This is a genomic window from Pseudoxanthomonas wuyuanensis (assembly GCF_900215535.1).
In the GTDB taxonomy this organism is placed as follows: domain Bacteria; phylum Pseudomonadota; class Gammaproteobacteria; order Xanthomonadales; family Xanthomonadaceae; genus Pseudoxanthomonas_A; species Pseudoxanthomonas_A wuyuanensis.
In genome coordinates, this window is record NZ_OCND01000011.1 from 99,094 (window position 1) to 121,358 (window position 22,265).

The 22,265-nt window shown below is 66.6% G+C and carries 16 protein-coding genes; 8 read left to right on the top strand and 8 right to left on the bottom strand.

Going from position 1 to position 22,265, the window contains the following annotated elements; all coding sequences use genetic code 11:
* Window positions 1-56: 56 nt before the first annotated feature.
* From putP to CRO39_RS18110, 7 genes are all read left to right on the top strand, one after another.
* The gene (gene putP, locus CRO39_RS18080; protein WP_097123366.1) at window positions 57-1,676 is read left to right on the top strand and encodes a sodium/proline symporter PutP; all 1,620 of its coding nucleotides are present in this window, start codon (window positions 57-59) and stop codon (window positions 1,674-1,676) included.
* A gap of 278 nt (window positions 1,677-1,954) precedes the next feature.
* Window positions 1,955-2,911, top strand: a complete 957-nt coding sequence (gene miaA / locus CRO39_RS18085) for a tRNA (adenosine(37)-N6)-dimethylallyltransferase MiaA (protein WP_097123367.1) — start codon at window positions 1,955-1,957, stop codon at window positions 2,909-2,911.
* A gap of 120 nt (window positions 2,912-3,031) precedes the next feature.
* On the top strand, window positions 3,032-3,304 hold the full coding sequence (gene hfq, locus CRO39_RS18090; protein ID WP_097123368.1) for an RNA chaperone Hfq: 273 nt from the start codon (window positions 3,032-3,034) through the stop codon (window positions 3,302-3,304).
* A gap of 38 nt (window positions 3,305-3,342) precedes the next feature.
* Entirely contained in the window at window positions 3,343-4,641 is a 1,299-nt protein-coding gene (hflX, locus tag CRO39_RS18095) for a ribosome rescue GTPase HflX (protein ID WP_097123369.1), read from the top strand.
* A 162-nt stretch (window positions 4,642-4,803) separates the two neighbouring features.
* A complete protein-coding gene (gene hflK, locus CRO39_RS18100; protein WP_097123370.1) occupies window positions 4,804-5,937 on the top strand; it encodes an FtsH protease activity modulator HflK in 1,134 nt (377 codons plus the stop codon).
* Window positions 5,934-6,797 carry a protease modulator HflC gene (hflC, locus tag CRO39_RS18105; protein ID WP_097123371.1) on the top strand — a complete coding sequence of 288 codons (864 nt, stop codon included), beginning with the start codon at window positions 5,934-5,936 and terminating at the stop codon, window positions 6,795-6,797. Before hflK ends, hflC begins: the two co-directional genes overlap by 4 nt.
* Before the next feature lie 186 nt (window positions 6,798-6,983).
* Window positions 6,984-7,169 carry a DUF2065 domain-containing protein gene (locus CRO39_RS18110; protein ID WP_097123372.1) on the top strand — a complete coding sequence of 62 codons (186 nt, stop codon included), beginning with the start codon at window positions 6,984-6,986 and terminating at the stop codon, window positions 7,167-7,169.
* A 61-nt stretch (window positions 7,170-7,230) separates the two neighbouring features.
* Here CRO39_RS18110 and CRO39_RS18115 read toward each other — a convergent pair whose 3' ends face one another.
* From CRO39_RS18115 to CRO39_RS18125, 3 genes are all read right to left on the bottom strand, one after another.
* Window positions 7,231-8,892 carry a ShlB/FhaC/HecB family hemolysin secretion/activation protein gene (locus CRO39_RS18115; RefSeq protein ID WP_097123405.1) on the bottom strand — a complete coding sequence of 554 codons (1,662 nt, stop codon included), beginning with the start codon at window positions 8,890-8,892 and terminating at the stop codon, window positions 7,231-7,233.
* A gap of 4 nt (window positions 8,893-8,896) precedes the next feature.
* Entirely contained in the window at window positions 8,897-13,888 is a 4,992-nt protein-coding gene (locus CRO39_RS18120; RefSeq protein WP_097123373.1) for a two-partner secretion domain-containing protein, read from the bottom strand.
* Window positions 13,889-14,011: 123 nt separating this feature from the next.
* Complete coding sequence (locus CRO39_RS18125; protein WP_097123374.1) at window positions 14,012-14,968, bottom strand: AraC family transcriptional regulator; 957 nt, start codon at window positions 14,966-14,968, stop codon at window positions 14,012-14,014.
* 642 nt (window positions 14,969-15,610) lie between these two features.
* Between CRO39_RS18125 and CRO39_RS18130 the strand changes: the two genes are divergently transcribed.
* Entirely contained in the window at window positions 15,611-16,903 is a 1,293-nt protein-coding gene (locus CRO39_RS18130) for an adenylosuccinate synthase (RefSeq protein ID WP_097123375.1), read from the top strand.
* Between the two features lie 574 nt (window positions 16,904-17,477).
* Here CRO39_RS18130 and CRO39_RS18135 read toward each other — a convergent pair.
* The 5 genes from CRO39_RS18135 to CRO39_RS18155 form a co-directional block, all read right to left on the bottom strand.
* On the bottom strand, window positions 17,478-18,755 hold the full coding sequence (locus CRO39_RS18135) for a type II toxin-antitoxin system HipA family toxin (protein ID WP_097123376.1): 1,278 nt from the start codon (window positions 18,753-18,755) through the stop codon (window positions 17,478-17,480).
* Window positions 18,752-19,087, bottom strand: a complete 336-nt coding sequence (locus CRO39_RS18140; protein WP_097123377.1) for a helix-turn-helix domain-containing protein — start codon at window positions 19,085-19,087, stop codon at window positions 18,752-18,754. Before CRO39_RS18140 ends, CRO39_RS18135 begins: the two co-directional genes overlap by 4 nt.
* Window positions 19,088-19,269: 182 nt before the next feature.
* Window positions 19,270-20,556, bottom strand: coding sequence for an amino acid permease (locus tag CRO39_RS18145; RefSeq protein ID WP_097123378.1), 1,287 nt, complete (start codon window positions 20,554-20,556; stop codon window positions 19,270-19,272).
* A gap of 27 nt (window positions 20,557-20,583) precedes the next feature.
* Window positions 20,584-21,036, bottom strand: a complete 453-nt coding sequence (locus CRO39_RS21475; protein WP_097123379.1) for a GFA family protein — start codon at window positions 21,034-21,036, stop codon at window positions 20,584-20,586.
* Window positions 21,033-22,112, bottom strand: a complete 1,080-nt coding sequence (locus CRO39_RS18155; RefSeq protein WP_097123406.1) for an aromatic ring-hydroxylating oxygenase subunit alpha — start codon at window positions 22,110-22,112, stop codon at window positions 21,033-21,035. Before CRO39_RS18155 ends, CRO39_RS21475 begins: the two co-directional genes overlap by 4 nt.
* Window positions 22,113-22,265 lie beyond the last annotated feature (153 nt).

Genomic DNA, 22,265 nt, shown 5'->3' on the forward strand with positions numbered 1-22,265 from the left:
CGCGAAGCAGCGGCACTGAGGTAAGCTCAGCGCCTTGTGCCCTCCGGATCTTCCGCATGACCGCCAGTATTCCGTTGCTCGTCACCTTCGCGGCCTACCTGCTGTTGATGATCGGCATCGGACTTTGGGCGTTCTTCCGCACCCGCACGTTCGACGACTACATCCTGGGCGGACGCTCGCTGGGCAGCTACGTCACCGCGCTGTCGGCCGGCGCGTCGGACATGAGCGGTTGGCTGCTGATGGGGTTGCCCGGCGCGCTGTATGCGACCGGCCTGGCGGAGGCCTGGATCGCGATAGGCCTGACCATCGGCGCCTGGCTGAACTGGCGCTTCGTCGCCGGTCCGCTGCGCGTGTATACCGAACGCAGCCGCAATGCGCTGACGCTGCCGGACTACTTCACCCACCGCTTCGCCGACGACTGGCGCATCCTGCGGCTGATTTCGGCGCTGGTGATCCTGGTGTTCTTCGCCGTCTATTGCGCGTCGGGCATCGTCGCCGGCGCACGCTTGTTCGAGAGCGTATTCGGCGTGCCGTACGCCTACGCGCTGTGGCTGGGCGCGGCGGCGACCATCCTGTACACGCTGGTCGGCGGCTTTCTGGCGGTCAGCTGGACCGATACCGTGCAGGCGACGTTGATGATTTTCGCGTTGCTGCTGGTGCCGGTGATGGTGGTGGTCAGCAACGGCGGCTTGGACAGCAGTTTCGAGCTGATCCGGCAGGTGGATCCTTCGCGCCTGCAATGGGTCGGCGCCGGCGGCGTGATCGGGGTGATTTCCGCTGCGGCCTGGGGACTGGGCTACTTCGGCCAGCCGCACATCCTGGCCCGCTTCATGGCCGCCGACAGCCTGAAGACGATTCCGCAGGCCCGCCGTATCGGCATGACCTGGATGATCCTGTGCCTGGGCGGGGCGATTTCGGTGGGTCTGTTCGGAATCGGCTATTACCAGGCCAACCCGCAGAGCGCCGGCATGGTCAACGCCAATTCCGAACGGGTGTTCATTGCCCTGGCCGAACAGTTGTTCAATCCCTGGGTGGCCGGTGTGCTGCTGTCGGCGATCCTGGCGGCGGTGATGAGCACGTTGTCGTGCCAGTTGCTGGTCTGCTCGAGCGCGCTGACCGAGGATTTCTACAAAGGCTTCATCCGCAAACAGGCCGGACAGACCGAGCTGGTCTGGGTGGGGCGGGCGATGGTGCTGGCGGTGGCGCTGGTGGCTATCGTGATCGCCTGGGATCCGGAAAGCCGGGTGCTGGGACTGGTCAGCTATGCCTGGGCCGGCTTTGGCGCGGCGTTCGGTCCGGTCGTGCTGCTGTCGCTGTTCTGGCGGCGGATGACCCGCAATGGCGCATTGGCCGGGGTGGTGGCCGGGGCGCTGGTGGTCGTGCTGTGGAAGGTCTCAGGCAACGTGCTGGCGGCCTGGCAGGCCGCCGGCGATGCGCTGGTGGTCTGGAAGCTGGCGGGGCGCACGGCAATCGACTGGGGCATGACCGGCAACCAGCTGTATGCCAGCGTGCCGGAAGGCATCAGGCAGGCGCTGGCGTTGTACGAGATCGTACCGGGCTTTGTCGCCGCGGCATTGGCGGTGGTGGCGGTCAGCCTGTTGGGCCGTGCGCCGCCGGCGCAGGTGCAGGCCACGCACGATGAGGTGAGGGCGGAGTTGCGGGCGAACGGGTATTGATTGGGCTGTTTCCTTGCGCCGAAACAGTCGGGTGCGGTGCCAGCAGCGGAGCGACGTGAGTCGCGAACGCAAGCCTCAAGAGCGATTGATGCAATCCATTCGCCATCCAGACGCGCTGCGGCGCGTTCTTCATCGCGTACACGGGCTGGATACCGTGGCACGGTCGCGACTCGCCTCGCTCCCACATTTGGAATGCTTATCACCAGCGGCTGCCTGCCCAAGCGCCAGCTGACCCGCGGCGCCTTCAAAAAAACGCAGGCAACCGCCACACTGGCCCCATGCCCGCCGACCAACGCCCGCTCGCCATTGCCCTGATGGGGCCCACCGCCTCGGGCAAGACCGCGCTGGCGATGGCATGGGCGCAGCGGCTGGGCGGGGAAATCGTCAGCGTCGATTCGGCGCTGGTGTACCGCGGACTGGATATCGGCGCCGCCAAGCCCGACGTTGCGATGCGGGCGGCGGTGCCGCATCACCTGATCGATGTGCGCGATCCGTGGCAGACCTATTCGGCGGCCGAATTTGCCGCCGATGCGCGCGCCGCGCTGACCGATATCGCCGCGCGCGGCCGGCTGCCGATTCTGGCCGGCGGCACCGGCCTGTATTTCCAGGCGCTGCTGCAGGGGCTGGCGCCGATGCCGGAAGCCGACCCCGCCACCCGCGCCGCCATCAGCGCCGAGGCGAAGGCCCGCGGCTGGCCGGCGCTGCATGCGGAACTGGCGCAGGTGGACCCGGTTGCCGCGGCCCGTATCCATGCCACCGATCCGCAGCGCATCCAGCGCGCGCTGGAAGTATTCCGGCTCAGCGGCAAGCCGATCAGCCAGTGGCAGCGCGAACCGCAGCGCGAGCGCCTGCCATTCCGGGTGCTGAAGCTGGTGCTGGCTACGCGCGACCGCGCCGTGCTGCACGCACGCATCGAGCGGCGTTTCGACGCCATGCTGGCCGATGGCTTCCTGGACGAAGTGCAGCGCCTGCGCATGCTGTCCGGGCTGCAGGCAGTCGCCGCGCCGCTGGATCTGCCGGCTATCCGCGCGGTCGGCTACCGCCAGGCCTGGCAGCATCTGGACGGCGCCTATGGCCGGGACGAGTTCCGCAGCCGCGCCATTTTCGCCACCCGCCAGCTGGCCAAGCGCCAGCTGACCTGGCTGCGGGGGCAACTGGACGCGCGCTGGTTCGACCCGGACGGCGATGCCGATTTGCTGGAAACGGCGCTTGCGCTGTTTCTGCGAGGCCGGTAGCTGGTCAAGCGGCCGATGTTGTGTAACATCGGGGGACCTGGACGCGGCAGGGGAGTCATTCGCCGCCCCCAGGCCCATAACAATTACAAACCCTTATAAGAATTACAGGCGGAAACAACCATGTCCAAGGGGCAATCCTTGCAGGATCCTTTCCTGAACGCGTTGCGTCGCGAGCGCGTGCCGGTCTCGGTCTATCTGGTCAACGGCATCAAGCTGCAGGGGACCATCGAATCCTTCGACCAGTTCGTCGTGCTGCTGCGCAATACGGTCAGCCAGATGGTCTACAAGCACGCCATTTCCACCGTGGTGCCGGCGCGCAACGTCAAGGTCGGGCCGGGTGGCGGTTATGTGCAGGGCGATGAGGGTGCAGCGGGCGACGACGACGCAACGTGAGATACTGCGCGCGGAGTCTTCGCGGAGCGTAAATCCCGGTGTTTGAAAGATCCCGCAAGGGCGAACATGCATTGCTGATCCAGCCCCATGCCGGCGGTCCGCCGGATGAAGGGGCTTCGGAGGAGTTTACCGATCTGGCCCGGTCCGCCGGCGCCACGATCGCGGCGCTGCTGACCGCGCGCATCGACAGGCCCAGCCCGTCCACGCTGATCGGCAGCGGCAAGCTGGAGGAAGTGAAGGCTGCCGCCGATGCCACCGGCGCGGACCTGGTACTGGTCAACTTTCCGCTGTCGCCGGGCCAGGAGCGCAACCTGGAGAAATTCCTGGAGCGGCGGGTGCTCGACCGCACCGGCCTGATTCTGGACATCTTCGCCCAGCGCGCGCGCAGCCATGAGGGCAAGCTGCAGGTCGAACTGGCGCAACTGCGCCATATGGCCACCCGCCTGGTGCGCGGCTGGACCCACTTGGAGCGCCAGCGCGGCGGTTCCATCGGCTTGCGCGGTCCCGGCGAAACCCAGCTGGAAACCGACCGCCGGCTGCTGCAGAAGCGCGTCGAGCAATTGCAGAAGCGGCTGGAAAAGGTCGAGGTGCAGCGCACCCAGATGCGCCGCGCACGCGTCCGCAGCGAGCTGCCGCGGGTGGCGCTGGTGGGCTATACCAATGCCGGCAAGTCGACGCTGTTCAATGCGCTGACCGGCGCCGAGGCCTACGCGGCCGACAAGTTGTTCGCCACGTTGGATCCCACCGTGCGCCGGGTCGATCTGTCCGGCGGCAGCGTGGTGCTGGCCGATACCGTCGGTTTCGTGCGCGATCTGCCGCACGAACTGGTGGCGGCATTCCGTTCGACCTTGTCGGAAGCGCGCGAAGCCGACCTGCTGCTGCATGTGATCGATGCGGCCGATCCGATCCGCGAGGAGCGGATTGCCCAGGTCGACGAGGTCCTGCAGGAAATCGGCGCCGGCGAGATTCCGCAGCTGCTGGTGTTCAACAAGATCGACCGCATCGAAGGCGCGCAGCCGCGCCACGACCAACCCAACGAGGGCCGCGAGCGCATCTGGCTGTCGGCGCGCGACGGTACCGGGCTGGATCTGCTGCAGCGCGCGCTGGCGCAGCGGCTGGGCATGCGACGGGTGTCCGGCCGCGTGGATCTGCCTGCGGCGTCTGCGCGTCTGCGCGCGCGCCTGCATGCGCTGGGTGCGGTGCAGGCCGAAGTCCATGACGAAAGCGGCTGGCATCTGGACCTGGATCTGGCCCTGGCCGACGCGCAGCGCCTGGCCGCACAGGCCGGCGGCCATCCGCTGGAGGTCCTGCTGCCGGCGCCGGAAGACGAGTTTTAGGGCGTTGGGTCCATCGGCCGAACCGCTTCCCGGCGCCGGCCATGCCGCAGGTTCCGCCCCTGTGCGTGACCACCGGGCCTTGTTCGGCGAGCAGAGCGGCCCTATCTAGTAGAATCGGAGCTGCGGTCCTCGGTCCGCGCGAATCTTTCACTCGGAGTGGGCATGGCCTGGAACACCCCTGGCAGCGGCGGATCTGGAAACAACGGCAACCGCAATCCCTGGAAACCCCGCAATGGCGGGAGCAGTGGCGGCAACGGCGGTGGCATCGGCGACATCCTGGATCGCCTGCGCGGGCTGTTCGACGGCGGTGGCGGCAACCCATTGCGCTGGGTCGCCATCGTGCTGGGCGTGCTGATCCTGTTCAGCAGCTTCCAGCTGATCGGCGAACAGCAGCGCGGCGTGGTGCTGCGCTTTGGCCAGTATGCGCGCACCATGCAACCGGGGCCGAACTTCAAGTGGCCGTGGCCCATCGAGAGCATGACCAAGGTCAACGCCACCAAGATCGAAACCTTCAGCAATACCGTTCCGGTGCTGACCCGCGACGAGAACATCGTCACCGTCTCGTTGAACGTGCAGTACCGCATCAACGACCCGCGCCTGTACCTGTACGGCTCGCGCAACGCCGATGAGGTGTTGAAGCAGGCTTCGCAGAGCGCTGTGCGCGAACAGGTCGGCCGTTCCGATCTGGACACCGTGCTGGGCGTGCGCGGTCCGCTGGCCGCTTCGGCCAAGGAACGCCTGCAGGCTTCGCTGGATGCCTACCGCACCGGCCTGATCGTGACCGAACTGAACCTGCCCGACGCGCGTCCGCCGCAGGAAGTGCAGCCGGCCTTCGACGAAGTCAACTCGGCCCAGCAGGTGCGCGAGAGCCTGGTCAACGAAGCGCAGGCCTATGCCGCCAAGGTGGTGCCGGAAGCGCGCGGTGAAGCGGCCCGCCGCCGCACCACCGCCGAGGGCTACAAGGCCGCCGCGATCGCCCGTTCGACCGGCGATGCGCAGCGTTTCAGCCTGCTGCAGGAGCAGTACAAGAACGCCCCCGAAGTCACCCGCAAGCGCCTGTGGCTGGAAACCGTGCAACAGGTGATGGCGCAGAATCGCAAGGTGATCGGCGGCGACGGCCGCCAGCTGATCTACGTGCCGATGCAAGGCGGGCAGGGCCAGCCGGGCGGCAGCGTGTCGGTGCCGTCGGTGTTGCCGGCGGAAACGCTGATGCCGGCGGTGGAAAGCACCCCGCCGGGCACCCGCGGCAGTGACCGTACACCCAGAACCAGCGGCCGCGGGGAGCCAGAACGATGAAAACTCCATTGATTATTGCGGTGACGATCGCCGTCGTTCTGGGCTTGATGGGCTCGGTTTTCGTGGTGCGCGAAGACCAGACCGCGCTGGTATTGAACCTGGGCCGGGTGGTGCGCGCCGACATCAAGCCGGGCCTGCACTTCAAGATCCCGCTGGTGGAAACCGCGCGGGTGTTCGACCGCCGTTTCCAGGTGCTGGAGACGCCGCCCGAGCGCTATCTGACCTCCGAGCGCAAGGACGTCAGCATCGACTTCTTCGCGGTCGGCTTCATTTCCGATGCGCGTGCGTTTTTCCGCGCCACCGGCGGCGACGAGAAGCTGGCCAGCGCGCGCCTGGCGCCGATCATCACCGACTCGCTGCGCAATGAAATCAATGCGCGCACGCTGACCCAGCTGGTGTCCGGCGACCGCAACGAGGTCATCGCCCAGCAGCTGAAATCGATCAACGACGGTGCCGCCACGTTGGGCATGTTCATCACCGACATCCGCCTGAAGCAGATCGACCTGCCTACCGACAGCCAGGTCATCACCGATGTCTACAACCGCATGAGCGCCCAGCGCAAACAGGTGGCCAGCCGCCTGCGCGCCGAAGGCGAAGAGCAGGCGCGCACCATCCGCGCGCAGGCCGACCGCGAACAGACCGTGCTGCTGGCCGAAGCCGAGCGCGATGCGCAGAAGCTGCGCGGCGAAGGCGACGCCGAAGCGGCGCGCATCTACGCCGAAGCCGCCAATCGCGATCCGAGTTTCTACGCGTTCCAACGCAGCCTTGAGGCGTACCGCAACTCGTTCTCCGACGGCAACGGCGTAATCGTGCTGGAGCGCAACGATCCGTTCCTGCAGTACCTGCGCAGCGACCGCTGAGCGCCTGCCTTGGTCGCCTCTGCGAGGCGACCGGCGATATCGCCGTGTTGTGGAGCGGCGTGAGTCGCGACTGAGCCCTCCGGGTCAGGGCGGCCGCGTCCGGCGGCCGCCGCCTCCTTTGCCTGCCCAAGCGGCCGGGCACCGGGCCTGCTGCATCACGCAGGCCAGCATCGAGGAAACCTTCGAATGAACGAACTGTTGTCCGCTTTGTGCCTGGTGGCGGTGCTGGAAGGCCTGATGCTGTTTGCCGCCCCCAACGGCTGGAAGCGTACCGCTGCACAGATGCTGCAGATGCCCGATCGCCAGCTGCGCATTTGCGGCGGCCTGGTACTGGGCGCCGGTCTGCTGGCGTTGTGGTGGCTGAAGCATTGAGCTGAGGCGCTCCTTGATAGCGAGCTGGAGGGTCCCGTTCGCTGCGGCGGGGTTGCCGGAGTCAGAAGTAGCGCGCCAGCTGCGCCCATAACCGTGGCGTGCGGTCGTTGTCGCTGCGCGGTTCGGCGTTGCCCAGCTTCCAGGCCATGGTGGCATCGACCCGCCAGTTGTGTCCGGCCCAGCTGGCGCCGAGGCCGCCGGCGGACAGGCGGCGGTGGTTCTGGCCAGTGCTCCAGGCGTCCTTGTTGATGCGCGCGCGGCCGTGGTCCACGAATGTGGCCAATTGCCAGGCACTGTCCAGCGAGTAGCGCAGTTCCAGGTTCGCCAGCCAGCCCTGATCGCCGCTGGCTTCGCCCTGCGGATAGGCGCGCACGCCGTGGGCGCCGCCCAGGCCGAATTTCTCCACCGAATCCAGATTTCCGCTGGCCCATTGGCCCTGCCATTGTCCGTACAGGCTCAGCCGCGGGCTGAGCCGCTGCAGGCGCAGCAACGAGACATTGAATTTTTCGAAATCGCCCTGGGTTCCGGCGGTCAACGCGTCCAGCCATCGGCTCTGCGCATCTTCGAAATCCAGATGGCCATGGCTCCAGGTTGCGGAGAAGCCGCTGATGCCGCCGCCCAGCCAGCGGTCGTGCGCGTCGCCGCTCAGGCCGGCGCTCCAGACCCGCGCGCGCCGGCGGTTGCTGCTGGCGTAGGCATCGATGTCGTCGCGCAGGCGCTTGTCGTCGAATTGCAACTGCGCCGACAGATTGAAGCTGCGGCTGCGCAGCAGCGGCTGCAGGGCGAATGCGCTGGCGATGCGCGCGTTGCCATGGGCGTCCAGAACCCGGAAATCCTTGGCCAACTCATAGTCCAGGTCCGAATACGCCGCGCCGAAGCGGGTACTCCAGGGGCCCAATGGCAACTGGTAGGCCGCACGGTAGTAGTGCTGCTGCTCATCGGTGCCCAGCACGCGCAGATCGAGACGATCACCCCGTCGCAACGGACTGTTGACGTTCAGTGCCGCGCCCAGCCGATACTCGCCGGTGAAGCGATTGCCGTAATTGTCCACGGTTAGCGAGCCGTCCATCAACGGCGTGGGCTGTACGTCGATCAGCAGGTCGGTGGCGCCGACAACCTCGCCGGGCTTGAGCACGGACTTTACAGCGACGCCCGGATGGTCGTCGAGCAACAGCAGGGCGCGTTCCAGCGGGCCGTTGGCCACGGCATTGCCGGGATTCAGCGCAGCTAGCGGTGCGGCCAGTGCATCGTCGCGCAGGCGCGATGCGTTGCGCAGCTCGATGTTGCCGTAGCGGCCTTCCAGGATCGCGATTTCGACCACGCCGCCGGCGATTTCCTGCGCGGGCAGATAGGCACGCGCCAGCGGATAGCCATGTTGGTGGTAGTAGCTGGAAATGCGCCGGGCGCTGGCCTGCAGCTCGCCCAGGCTCACATTGCGGCCGGATAGGTCGGCAAGCAGCGGCAACAGCAGGCTATCGGCAAACACCTGGTTGCCGGTGATGCGCAGGCGGCTGACGGCAATGATCGGGCCATCGGACGAAGCGGGGACGGACTCGGTTTCCGGCAGGGCAAGCTCAAGCGGCTGGCTCGCCGGCACCTGCAGCGGCTTGTGTTCGATATCGCGGATCGACTGGCCGGCATTGGGCGGTACCTGCGCCCCTGCGGTGCCGGGGGAGATGCTGGCGAACAGGGCCAGCCATAGTGCGCGTTGGGGGAGATGCATCACGTCAGATGCCTTCCGGCCGGCGGATGCCGCCATCCATTATCTGGTAGGGCAATGCGGCTGTTTCGGGAATGGCTGGCGCCGGGCGCAAGCGGCTGCGGGTAGCTTGATAGCTATCGTCAAACGAAACGTCGGCACCGGTGATATTGAGGTCCGCCGATTGGTAGTCGATGTCGTAATTGACGCTGGTCAGGCTGGAGCCATTCAAATCGATGACATAGCGGCCGGGGCTGACCGCGCCCTGCGAACTGCCGCCATACACCAGCGCGCCATCGAGTACGCCGGCATCCTCGCCAGCGACGAAACCGCTGTAGCGGACCCCGTTGCCGCCACTGAACGGGCGTCCGTCGTAGGCCCTGTCGGCCGGGTTGGCACTGATGGTGAGTTGCGCCTTGGCGATATCGGCCTGGGTCGAAGTATTGAAGGTGACGGTGTAGTTGCTGGCATCGCCACCGGTGAGGTTGCCATCGACAGCGACGGTCTTGCCGGTGCCGGCATTTTTGTCGGCGAAGCTGCCGCTGGTGGCCAGGCCGACGTTGTCGCCGGCGATGATGCCGCTCAGGCTGCCGCTGGTGCTGGCGGAGGTGGTGCCGTCGTAGGTTCGGTCGCCGGCGGTGATGGTGCCGGTGATGGCCTTGGCGGCGATATCGGCCAGGGTGGAAGTATTGAAGGTGACGGTGTAGTTGCTGGCATCGCCACCGGTGAGGTTGCCATCGACAGCGACGGTCTTGCCGGTGCCGGCGTTCTTGTCGGCGAAGGCGCCGCTGGTGGCCAGGCCGACGTTGTCGCCGGCGATGATGCCGCTCAGGCTGCCGCTGGTGCTGGCGGAGGTGGTGCCGTCGTAGGTTCGGTCGCCGGCGGTGATGGTGCCGGTGATGGTCTTGGGTGTGATTGTCAGGGTACCGCCTGCGTAGCTGACATCGTAGCCCTGCTGGCCGGAATACAGCCCGCCAAGATTCAGGCTGCCATCGCTGGTGCGGTAGCTGCCGACATTCTTCGATGCGCTGGTGTAGTTCAGGCTGCCCAACAGCAGATCACCATCGAGGGCTTCGCCAAGGCTGGTGGCGTATCCGCCAGCAGCGCCGCTGGCCAGGCCGTCGTAGATCTTGCTGGCGAGGTCGGTGGCCGTGACTGTCACCGACTTCAGGAAGCTGCGCAGCAAAGGTGCGGTCTGGCCGTCGTAGATGCGCCAGACCGCGTCGCTGCCGCCGGTGGCGGCAAGATTCCAGGCGGCATAGTTGCCGGCATCAAGCAGCCCCGCGTTGTCCAGGCCGCGCACGTTTTCCACTGTCGTAAGCGGATAAGCGCCGCCGACGCCGGGGCCGGCGAAGCTTTCGGTATTCCAGAACGAGTCGGCTACGCGTCCGCTTCCGGCCCAACCTACCAATCCGCCCACGGATGTGTCTCCAGTGACGCTGCCGGTGGCGTAGGCGTACTCGAGCAGGTTGCCGCTATAGCCGGCCAGTCCTCCAACCGATTCGACGCCCTGCACATCGCCGGTAGCGTAGACGTTACGCAGGATGCCGGTGCTGATACCCACCAGTCCGCCGACGAAGATGCTGCCGCTGACGTTGCCGGTGGCATATGAATTTTCCACCGTACCCATGTTTTCACCGACCAGCCCGCCGGCGACATTCTCGCCACCGCTGACGTCGCCGGTGGCGTAGCTGTTGAGGATGATGCCGTCGTCGCGGTTGCGCGCTACCAGTCCTCCAACGCCGCGCCCGCCGGGAACGGAGCCGACCGTGACGGTGGAGTAGACATCGCTCAGCACGCCGCCGTAGTTGATGCTGACCAGACCGGCGGCATTATCCTTCCCATAGACGCTGCCGCCGACCAGGCCCAGATCGCGGATCTGCGCACCGGTCCCGGTCTGTCCAATCAACGCCACCTGGCTCCAGTCCGGGCGGTTGATGGTCAGGCCTCGGATGACATGGCCCTGGCCGTCCAGCGTGCCGGTAAAGGCAGTGCTTGCATCCCCCACCGGGACAAAGCCGAATGCCGGATTCCATATCCCGGCGCGATCCTGCAGTTCCGCCAGATCGATGTCGCTGGACAGGTGGTACTGGGCGCCCAGATCAAGTGCCATCAACTGCAACTGGTGGCCGTTGCTGATGGTGGTGGAGTATTCCGATCGCAGGATAGGCCGCGTATTGCCTTCGGACATCCACCAGTCGCTGCCGAAGTCCAGGCTGCCGTATGCCGATTGTCTGTAGGCGTAGTTGGCCGCGCCGGCTTGGCTGGGATTGCTGGTGACCATCACGACATCGATGAACTGCCCGCTGCCGATCGAGACTCCGGCTGCGTTGGCCTGACCGGTGGTGTAGCTGTCCCAGTAGACGCTGGTCCACTCGCCGCCGTCGTCGTATCCCACCAGTCCGCCTGCCATGGCTTCGGTGGCCTCGACCGCACCGGTGGCGTAGCTCGAACGCACGATGCCCGCGGTGCCGGTGAAATAACCGTTGTTGTCGCCGATCAAACCACCCACCCGGCGCGCACCGCGCACCGCGCCAGTCGCATACGAGGTGTCGATGGTTCCAAGATTGCTGCCGATCAGTCCGCCGATGGATCCCTCGCTACCGGTGACGCGGCCTGCGGCATGGGAATGGCTGACCGTGGCCGGACCGTAGTTGATGCCGATCAATCCACCCAGGCTGTTGCTGCCGACGACATCGCCTGATGCGTGGCTGCCGGTCACCGCGCCGATATTGCTGCCGATCAATCCGCCTGCGGTTCCCGAACTGTCGACGTCGCCCGACGCGTAGCTGTCCGATATGGTGCCGCCGTTGGAGCCCACCAGTCCGCCGACCGAATAGCCGCCTAGCGTTGTGCCGGTGGCGAAACTGTTTTCGATGACGCCGGCGCTGTAGCCGACCAGCCCGCCGGTGTTGCTGTCGGCCGCTCCTCCGGTGACGGTGCCGGTGGCGTAGGCATTGCTGATGCTGCTGCCCTGGCCGTTGCTGGTATCGAGGGCATTGAATCCCACCAGCCCGCCCACCGAACCGCTGCCTTGCACATCGCCGGTGGCATGAACCTGATCCAGCGAACCGATGCGGCTCCAGCCGATCAAACCGCCGGTTCTTTCACCGCCGCTGACGTTCACCGCGGCATGGCTGTTGCGGAAGCTGCCCTGATCGTTCATGCCGGCCAGTCCACCGGCCGTGTAGCTGGCGTTGACGGTCCCGGTTGCGTAGACGTTCTTGACCGTACTGGACATCAGCCGGCCGACCACGCCGCCGGTATAGGTGCCGGTTGAGCGGATCGAAACATTCTCCACGCCAAAATCGCGCAGCTGCGCATCCAGCGTGGCGCCGAACAATCCCACGTTCGACGCGCCGCTGTCGATGCTGAGATTGCTGATGCGGTGCCCCAGGCCGGCAAACGTACCGGTGAACAGATTCGCCCCCAGATCCGTGCCGACCAGCGCCTGGCTGTAGATGACGCCAGCGGCATCCAGATCCTGCGCCAGTGCGTAACGTCCGGCCGGTCCAAGGCTGTCGATAGCGCTCAGTTCCGCCATGCTGCGGATCAGCGTGTAGTGATCGCCGTTGATCGCCAGTGTCGCGTTGGCGCCGGACAAGGTGATCGGCGCATTGACGTGATAATCGCTGCCGGCCGCGGCGCTGCCGGCCTGCGCATAGTTGCCGTGGTTCAGCACCAGCCCGGCGCTGTTGCCGGTGGCGGTGATGGCCGCGTTGATGTTGATGTCGGCGTGGGCATTGAGCGTCAGCGTGGTATTGGCGCTCCAGTTGACCTCGGCATCGACATGGATGTCGCCCGCCTGGCCGCCGCTGTCCATGGTCTGCAGGGTGACGCTGGTATTGGCCAGATTGGCCGACAGTGTGGTGGCGCCGATACCGCTGCCGGTCAGCGCGCCGCTGCCGCTGGCGATAGTGAAGTCGGTCGGGTCGATCAGCCAACTGCCGGTAATCCCGTCGCGGGCCAGCGTGGTGACGCGAGCGCCGTCGGCAACGTTCACGTTCGCGCCGGAGGTGTCGATAAAGCCGCCGTCGCCGCCGTCGGGGGCCGAGGCATCCAGCGTGCCGGCGACCTGCACGGTGCCGCCATCGAAGTCGCCCAGCAGCACGATCCTGCCGGCGTTCTGGCCGACCGTGCGCGCCTCGATCACGCCGCTGTTGTTGACCACCGTCTGCAGCAGCGCGTCGCCGGCGCTGGCCAGCATCAGCACCTGGCCGCCATCGGCGCGGATCAGGCCGCCGTTGTCGGCCAGCGCATCCACGCTGGCCTGGTCCACCTGCACGTTGAGCAGGCCGTCGCCGGCAAAGTCCAGCGTCACCGCGTTGCCCGCGGCCAGCGATACCGTTCCCAGGCGGGCGGCAATCACCCCGTGGTTGCTGACGCTGCCGCCAAGTAACGCCACCGCGCCGCCGTCGCTGGCGCTGATCGTGCCCAGGTTGGTTACGGCGGCGGGATTGCCGTTGCCGTGGAAGCGATAGTGGCCGTTGGCGAAGTCGGCGTTGGAGATATCCAGCGTCGAGGCCACCAGTCCGCCAACATCGACCTGCGCGCCGCGGCCGAACAGCACACCGTTGGGATTGATCAGGAACACCCGACCATTGGCGTCAAGCTGGCCCATGATCTTCGAACCGTCGTTGCCGAGCACGCGGTTGAGCGCGATGGCGTCGCTGCCCGGTTGGCGGAAGCTCACCGTGTGGCCGGTGCCGATATCGAAGCTCAGCCAGTCGATGGCCAGCTTGTCGCTGTGCTGATCGATGACCAGACGGTTGCCGGACGGCATGCCGATGCTGCCATTGCCCAGCACCACCGTGCCGCCGGTGGGCAGATCGGCGGCGGCAGCCAAGGGATGCAGCGTGGCCAACGCCAGCCAGACGGTCAGCGGCAGCGCGGCAACCGGGCGGACCGCAACGGCGCTGCGTTGGCTCCTGCGCGCGGATCTTTTGCGCGATGCGTGTTCGCTGGCGACTACCCAGGCCTTGATGGCGTGGTTCCATACCACGCTGAAAATGCGGTTCATCGGCAAACTTCCCCTGACAGCCAGCCACCGGCGCCCGGGAATGGGAGCGGTGCCAGCCAATTAAGAAACGGGGCAGCTTACGCAGGCGCGTAAGGGTGGCGCTTGATAGAAGTTGCGGTGTGCCTATCGGTCCATGATCTGCAGAACAACATCGAGCCGGTGTTCGTCGCCGGACGCCTGCCACGGCGGTTGGCGGTAGAACTCGAGTGCGCCATGAGCAAAGCGCTGGCCAGGCGGCGGTTGCCATGCCACGGCAAGCGTGCGGTAGGCGGCGAAGATCTGGTTGTACTGTGCGCGGTGGGCGAGGGTGGCGTAGCGTCCGGCAGGAACGCCCAGCGGCGTCAGCAGCGGATGTCCCGGATCGAAACCAGGATCGACCACCGCGCAGTCGTAGCGCACCAGTTCGTTGGGGGTGATTTCCGGATTGTCGATCACCCGCCCGACCGCCTGCGCCCGCTCGAGCGGAAAACCGCATTCAATCAGAATGTCGGCAAAGCGTCGCCAGTTGTCTTCCACCTGCGCGTAGTTGCCGAAAAAGCGCATCCCCAGCAGCGGTTGCGCCGGCAGTTCCTGCACCTGCACCTGCGCCGCGCGCCGCCGTTCTTCGGCGGTCACGGCGATGGACGCCTGCCGCGCGAACTGGCGGTACTGGGTGGGTACCAGGCCGAACTGGCGATGGAAGGCGCGGATGAAGGCCTCATGGCTGGCATAGCCCACCGTGAGCGCGATTGACAACACCGGGTCGGGATAGATCAGCAGGCCGATCGCTGCGCGGTCCAGGCGGGTGCGGCGGATGTAGGCGGAGGGACTTTCCCCCATCACCTCAAGGAACAGGCGCTGGAAATGGAACCGGCTGAGCCGAGCGTGTTCGGCCAGCAGATCCAGCGGCAGTGCGCGCTCGTCGTCTTCCTCAATCAGTCGGATCGTCCGCACGATGCGCGCATCCTCCAGCTGCCGTGGCGGCGCCTTGGTACGGGCGTAAGGCTTGCGCGAGCCGGCATGCGGTTGATCGAACAGCAGCGCGCGCTCCTGTTCGATCAGGCGCGCTTCCTCGCGGGTGGTATAGCGTTCTTCGCACATGTCCTGTCGTCCGGTCCATCGCCGGTACGGACGCCAGCCGGTGAACGGCGACGTCGGGGGAGGGCCGTGCATTATCCGGGTTTGGCGATTCCCAAACTGCTGCGGCGGTCATGCCCCGGGGACTTCGATGACGGCGCGGATGGCCGCGGCAGCGCATCCGTAGCGCAAGGCGGGTCTCGAACCGGCTCGGTAGCGTTGCGGGTAGGCCGAACGGAGCCGGTGGGCATCTGCCAACCGGGTCGCGAATGAGGCGCAGAAGCCGACGGCAGGGTCTGGCCCAACCGTGGGAGCGACGTCAGTCGCGACGCCGGCAAGGCCATTGGCCTTTCGCGAGCAACCGGGGCCTGCATCACTTCTACCCTTGGCCCGCCTGCAGGCGCTATTCCCGGCATGGGCCTGCCGCCTACCGGCACCGGACCGGCGGGCCGCCCGCCGAGCCGGGGCTGAACGTGGAAGGGGTGGCCTCGGCCACCCGAAACCCGGATAATGCGCAAAAGCCGGCCGGGGATTGTTCCCCTCCGGCTTTTTCCGTGTCTGGGAACGACCTGTGGGAGCGACGTCAGTCGCGACCGCAGCGCCATGGACCCGCCGGTCCGTCGCGACTTACGTCGCTCCCACAATGAAACCTTTGGAGTTTGTGCAATGGGTCAGTCAGTCGTCGTTCTCGGTGCCCAGTGGGGCGATGAAGGCAAGGGCAAGATCGTCGATCTGCTCACCGAGGAAATCGGCGCCGTCGTGCGCTTCCAGGGCGGCCACAATGCCGGCCATACGCTGGTCATCAACGGCAAGAAGACCGTGCTGCACCTGATTCCGTCCGGCATCCTGCGCGAAGACGCGCTGTGCCTGATCGGCAATGGCGTGGTGATCAGCCCGGCCGCATTGCGCAAGGAAATCGAGGAACTGGAAACCAGCGGCGTGGAAGTGCGCTCGCGGCTGAAGATTTCACCGGCTGCCCCGCTGATCATGCCGTATCACATCGCCTTGGATCAGGCGCGCGAAAAGGCCGCCGGCGGCAAGGCCATCGGCACCACCGGCCGCGGCATCGGGCCGGCCTACGAAGACAAGGTGGCCCGCCGCGGCATCCGCATCGCCGATCTGCATTACCCGCAGCAGTTGGCCGAACTGCTGCGCACGGCGCTGGACTACCACAATTTCGTGCTGACCAAGTACCTGAACACCGATGCGGTGGATTTCCAGCAGACCCTGGACGAGGCGCTGGAATTCGGCGAGTACGTGCAGCCGATGAAACATGACGTGGCCGGCATCCTGCACGAACTGCGCAAGCAGGGTAAGCGGGTGCTGTTCGAAGGCGCGCAGGGTTCGCTGCTGGATATCGATCACGGCACCTATCCGTACGTCACCTCGTCCAACACCACCGTCGGCGGCGCGCTGGCCGGCACCGGTGTCGGCGCCGACGCCATCGACTACGTGCTGGGCATCTGCAAGGCCTACGCCACCCGCGTGGGCGGCGGTCCGTTCCCGACCGAACTGCACGATGCGGTCGGCGAAGAAATCCGCGCCAAGGGCCAGGAATTCGGTGCCACCACCGGCCGCCCGCGCCGCTGCGGCTGGATCGACATCGTTGCGCTCAAGCGCGCGGTGGCCATCAACGGCATCAGCGGCCTGTGCATCACCAAGCTGGACGTGCTGGACGGCATGGACAAGCTGAAGATGTGCATCGCCTACCGCTACCACGGCAAGGAAACCGAATACGCGCCGCTGGACGCGCAGGGCTGGGACGAATGCGAACCGGTGTACCTGGAGTTCCCCGGCTGGCAGGAAAGCACCCACGGCATCACCGAATGGGAAAAACTCCCGGCCGCCGCACGCGCCTATCTGCGTGCGCTGGAAGAACTGTCCGGCAGCCCGTTGGCCATCGTTTCCACCGGCCCGGACCGCGACCACACGATGGTGCTGCAGGATCCGTTCGCCTGAGCGGATGAACCGCCGAGCAGCGTAGGATGCGGTAAGCCGCAGGCGCACCGCATCGTTCGGGTGATGGCGGGCAGGCCGATCCTTGGTGTCTCGTGGGCTTTGTGAATGATGCGGTTCGCTGTGCTCACCGCATCCTACGGGTGAGGATGGACGTTGGTTTTTGGCGAGGGACGGCTCGCATCCGGCGTTGTAGGATGCGGTAAGCCGCAGGCGCACCGCATCGTTCGGGTGATGGCGGGGAGGCCGATCCTTGGTGTCTCGTGGGCTTTGTGAATGATGCGGTTCGCTGTGCTCACCGCATCCTACGGATGAGGATGGGCGTTGGTTTTTGGCGAGGGACGGCTCGCACCCGGCTTTGTAGGATGCGGTAAGCCGCAGGCGCACCGCATCGTTCGGGTGATTACGGGAGGACGTTCCCAGGTTTCTGGCGGTTTCGCGAATGATGCGGTTCGCGTTGCCCACCGCATCTTACGGGGATTGATTCAAGCGCTTGCGCGGAATCGATAATCCGCCGTCATTCCGACAGCATTTTTTGCGAGCCTTGCGAGCCGTACCGTCCAGCGCAGCGCAGGCCTTATACCAGCCGGTGATCCGCCGCCACGGCTGCCGCTTCGGCTTCCGGCACCTCCGCTGCATCGGCAAATTCCGGCCAGCGCAGCACCGCATCGCGCACTTGCGCCAGCAGCGCCTTGGCCCGGCGCACGCCGAAGCGTTGCGCCACCGCCAGCAGATCGTCGCGGCCGATGCCGTCGAACTTGCCGTTGACGCTCATCAAGTGCTGGTAGGTCCATTCGCCCTGCGGGTTGTAGGCGTGGGTGACGTCATAGGCCGGGGTCGGCTCCCAGGCGCCGCCCTGCTTGAGCCGGAACGCGAAGTTCTTGCTGTGGTCGTCGCAGTTGCGCGCCATTATGTTGAAGGCCATGCGCCGGAATATTTCAGCCAGTGCTTCCTCGCCCAGTTGCAGTCGGGTGGCGACCAGGAACAACTGCTCATAGGCGTGGCTGGCGCGCTGGTTGTAGTCCAGGTGCTGCATGGCGCACAGCGACTGGATGTGATGCTTGCGGTTGCCGTCGCGGTCGAAGCGGCGGGTCATGAAATGCGCGCGACCGTTTTCCTGCAGCAGCCGGCACGGCTCCATCGCGATGCCGGCGGCCAGCGCCATGCGGTGGTAGGCGTATTCGATGCGGCTGTAGTGCGCGCCGGTGCCCAGTTCCGGATCCTTGCCGACGCCGTCGAACTTGAGCAGCCAGTGCTCGAAGCCCGGCGCCACGTCGAACTGGCCGCTGCGCAGTTCGCCGGTCTGCGGATTCCACGCCACCACCGCCTTGGCGCGCGCGCCGCCGGCCGAGGTGCCCACGCGGATGATGTTGGCCAGCACCGCCTGCGCATGCGCGTCGTCGGACAGGTCGCCCTGCAGCACCTGGCGCGCGGCTTCGACCAGCGACTTCATCTGCAGCGGTTCGGCGCTTTCGCTGTGCGAACCGCGCGCCGGCCGGAACTCCAGCGCGCCCATGCCGCGCTTGCCCATGTAGGCCAGGCGGTCGAGTGTGGTGATGGCGTCAGCGGCAATACCGTGCTGCGCCATCCAGGCATCGATCAGCGCATTGCCGAACGCATCCGGCAGCGCGTCGGACAGCAGGCCGGGCAGGCCCTTGAACGTGGCCTCGGGCAGGGCGGGGAACAGGAAAACCGGCGCGGCCGCATCGGTGGGCATCGTCAGCGGCGCCAGTTCGATGCCTTGCCGCCGCCAGCGCGGGTCGTACTCGAAGGCGTAGCAGCCGGCCTGTGGATCCGGCGCGACCGCGCCGACCCGCTGGCCCCAGATGCGGACCTCGATGACTGCCGTGCTCACCGCTGCTGCTGCTCCGGCGGCGTGCGCTTGCCTCGGCGGCGGCTGACCCGGCGCGGTTCCGGCCGTTGCCGCAGCAAGGCCATCGGACTGACCGAAGCAGCCGGCGCCAGCGCCTGCAGCCAATCCAGCGCGTCCAGCGCCTGGATCACCTGCAACAGCGTGGCCACATTGGAGCCGCGCCCGGCCTCCAGGTTGCGCAGGGCCTTCTCGGACACCCCGGCACGTTCGGCCAGGGTCAGTTGGTCCAGGTCGCGGCCCAACCGCAGCCGGCGGATCTGTTCGCCCAGGCGGATCTGCAGTTCATCGGGAGTGGCTGATACATAGGTATTCATTCAGTATATTTTTGCCATTAAAGACCATAAATAGCCGATATCAGCAGAATAGCACCGATTGAGTACTGGTGATATCGATAGAAGTTAAACGGCGTTATTCTACCGAAATAGTGGAAACTTGATGCTTATCGGCTTTTTTTGACCGAATGGCATGCTTTCTGGCCGCTAATCCGGCGCGCACATCAGGCGGACCGCATGCGCCGCCGCATTAGCCATCGCCGCAGGTAATACAGCGGCACGCCGGCGCCGATCAGCACGGTGCCCCAACGCATCGCTTCGGCGCCGATACCGGCCAGCGCGTACAGGCTGAAGAGCAGGGCCAATGCCGCCACCGTGCGGCTGCCGTGGCCGCTGCCGCGCCACAGCCAGGCCAGGCTGCCGGCCACGTAGGGCACCAGCGTGGCGGCGGTGGACAGCAGGATGACGAAGGTGAACACCTGTACCAGCGAGCGGCTGTAGTTGCTCAGGATGAGGGCGGTCGCCAGTGCGCTGCTGGCCAGGATGCCGGCGACCGGCGTGCCGTGCCGACTGAGCCGGGTAAACACCTGCGGAAACAGGCCATCGCGGGCTGCCGCCAACGGCAATTGCCCGGAAACCAACACCCAGCCGTTCAACGCGCCCAGGCACGAGACCGCCATCACCAGCGCCAGCGCCAGCCCGGCTTTCGGGCCCCACAACGCGCTGGCCGCCTCGGCCATCGGCGCCTGCGAAGCCGCCAGCGTTTCCGCCGGCAGCACGCCCAGCACGGCGGTGCAAGCCAGCACTGTCGTGATGCCCGCGATCAGCGTGCCCAGCACCGTCGCGCGTGGCACCGTGCGCTCGGCGTTCTCGATGGCATCGGCAGGCACGGTGGCCGCTTCCAGGCCCAGCAGCGCCCACAAGGTCAGCGCGGCGGTGGCGTGCGCGACCTGCGGCAATCCGGCATCGGTGGGATTGAACGGAGTGAAGTGGCGCGCATCGGCAAACCACAGCGCGATTGCACCGAACAGCAGCAGCGGTATCAGTTTCAGCACGGTGGTCAGCAGTTGCATGCGGCCGGCTTCGCGCAGGCCTAGCAGGTTGATGGCGCTGCACAGCCACAACGCCGCCAACGCGCACGCGGCCGCGCGTGCCGGCGTGGCCGTGGTTGCAGGAAAAACAGTGCCCAGGCTGCCGGCGAACGCCACCGCGATGGCGGCGTTGGCGCACCAGACCGAGATCCAGTAGCTCCATCCCACCACAAAGCCGGGCAAATCGCCGAAGGCGTTGCGCGCGTACACATAAGGCCCGCCGGTGCGCGGCCAGCGCATCGCCAGGCGCGCGAATGTCAGCGCCAGCAGCATCGCGCCGGCCAGCGTGATGGCCCAGCCGGTCAGGCTGGCGGCGCCGAACGGCGCCAGCGCAGCCGGCAGCAGGAAGGCACCGGATCCGATCATGCTGCCCACCACCAGCGCGGTGGCAGTCAGGAAGCCCAGCGGACGCGCGCTCATCCGTCGCGGACCGGCGCCGGTGGACGCTCAGCCATTGGCCGGTGGCAGCACGACATCCGGCACCCACACCTGCAGCCAGCGCTCCATTTTTTCTGCTGGACTCAGCCGTTGCGGCGATACGACGGCCGCACTGCCCAGTGCAGGTTCGCCATCCAGGCAGCCGGCATTGACCGCACCATAGGTTCGGCCTGCATGGTCGAACACCACGCCCATCAGCACGCCGCAGTAGCCGCACAGCAGCAGGCGCGCTGTCTCGCTGCCTTGGCGATATTCGCGCAAAGCGCCGGCCTCGGTGGCGTCGAACGCCAAACGTCCTGTCGGGTCGGAAATGTACGCGGCACCATGCTTGCGGCAGAACGTGCAATCGCAGGCACGCGGGTGCAGGGCAGCCGGATCGATCGCGGTCGAAAAGCTCGCGCCAAGCCGGCCGCAGTGGCAACTGCCGCGCAATATATTCAGCGCAGCGACCGGCGCGCTCAAGCCGCGCCTTCGCGATAAACGCGCCGCAACAACTCGTGGAAGTGGTGCACGGCATTTTCGCGCAGCGGATTCAAACGGCCGGGCCGGTACGAACCGGATGCCAGCCCGCGTTGCACGTCTTCGCAGATGGTCAGGTCTTCCAACTGCACTTCGTCGCTGAAACCATGATCGGCCAGCCGCCATGCGGCCGCTTCGTCGGACTCGTCCAGCGCGTAGTAGAAATCGAACTCCACCCGGCAGCGGTCCACGCCCAGCGGCACCACCCGGTTGGTCTGCAGGCGGCCGGGCAGGATGTTGAGCATGGTGTTGGGCCACAGCCAGTAGTACAGCGCGTCGCCATCGCCGTACAGGCCGTCGCCGCTTTCGAGTGGGCTCCACTGGAAGGAATACCAGCCCGCCGTTTCGGTGATGTAGCTGCGGTAGTCCAGCAGCTTGTTCAAGCCGGGATGGATATGCGGGACGTGGTAACCCTCCAGGTAGTTGTCCACGTAGACCTTCCAGTTGCAGTTCACCTCATACCCCACGCGGTGGTGGTGGCCGTAGCGTTCCAGGCCGCGGTTCGCGCCCAGACGCGCGTCGATGCCGGCGACGAACTCCTCGAAGGCCGGCGCGGCGGCTTCGTCCACCGCGGCGAATACCAGGCCCTGCCACACCCGCACGGCCAGTTGCGGCAGGCGGATATCGGCCGGTTCGAAGTCCGGTGCCGTGCCCATTTCCGGCGCCGAGCGCAGCACGCCATCCAACTGATAGGTCCAGCCGTGATAGCGACAGCGCAACGAACGCGCGGCCAGGCCGTCGCACTGGGCCAGGGGACCGGCGCGGTGGCGGCAGACGTTATGGAACGCGCGGATTTCGCCATCGGCGCCGCGTACCGCAATGACGGGCAGGCCGGCGAAATCGGCGACCACGTGATCGCCCGCGTTCTGCAGCCGGCACACGTGGGCCAGCAGCTGCCAGCCGGCATCGAACGCCAACCGGCGGTCCAACGCCGCCATGCCCGGGTCGGTATAGAACCGCGCCGGCAGTGCGGTGGTGTGTGACAGCGGCTGCGGGGCAAGGTCGGTCAGGTCGCGCATGGGGGCAGTATGGCGCGGGTTGACGGTTGTCGGGTTGTGCGGCGCAGCGACAAAGCGATCGCGCGGGCCGGTCATGCGGGCGTCGCGTGGGCCGCTGCAGGGACGGCTTCGATGCTACCGACCGGCGACGGATTGGCATCCGCCGCCGGCCGC

Coding starts and splice junctions, on each gene's coding strand:
- putP (WP_097123366.1), top strand. CDS start 57: ATGACCGCCAGTATTCCGTTGCTCGTCACCTTCGCGGCCTACCTGCTG.
- miaA (WP_097123367.1), top strand. CDS start 1,955: ATGCCCGCCGACCAACGCCCGCTCGCCATTGCCCTGATGGGGCCCACC.
- hfq (WP_097123368.1), top strand. CDS start 3,032: ATGTCCAAGGGGCAATCCTTGCAGGATCCTTTCCTGAACGCGTTGCGT.
- hflK (WP_097123370.1), top strand. CDS start 4,804: ATGGCCTGGAACACCCCTGGCAGCGGCGGATCTGGAAACAACGGCAAC.
- hflC (WP_097123371.1), top strand. CDS start 5,934: ATGAAAACTCCATTGATTATTGCGGTGACGATCGCCGTCGTTCTGGGC.
- CRO39_RS18110 (WP_097123372.1), top strand. CDS start 6,984: ATGAACGAACTGTTGTCCGCTTTGTGCCTGGTGGCGGTGCTGGAAGGC.
- CRO39_RS18115 (WP_097123405.1), bottom strand. CDS start 8,892: ATGCATCTCCCCCAACGCGCACTATGGCTGGCCCTGTTCGCCAGCATC.
- CRO39_RS18120 (WP_097123373.1), bottom strand. CDS start 13,888: ATGAACCGCATTTTCAGCGTGGTATGGAACCACGCCATCAAGGCCTGG.
- CRO39_RS18125 (WP_097123374.1), bottom strand. CDS start 14,968: ATGTGCGAAGAACGCTATACCACCCGCGAGGAAGCGCGCCTGATCGAA.
- CRO39_RS18130 (WP_097123375.1), top strand. CDS start 15,611: ATGGGTCAGTCAGTCGTCGTTCTCGGTGCCCAGTGGGGCGATGAAGGC.
- CRO39_RS18140 (WP_097123377.1), bottom strand. CDS start 19,087: ATGAATACCTATGTATCAGCCACTCCCGATGAACTGCAGATCCGCCTG.
- CRO39_RS18145 (WP_097123378.1), bottom strand. CDS start 20,556: ATGAGCGCGCGTCCGCTGGGCTTCCTGACTGCCACCGCGCTGGTGGTG.
- CRO39_RS18155 (WP_097123406.1), bottom strand. CDS start 22,112: ATGCGCGACCTGACCGACCTTGCCCCGCAGCCGCTGTCACACACCACC.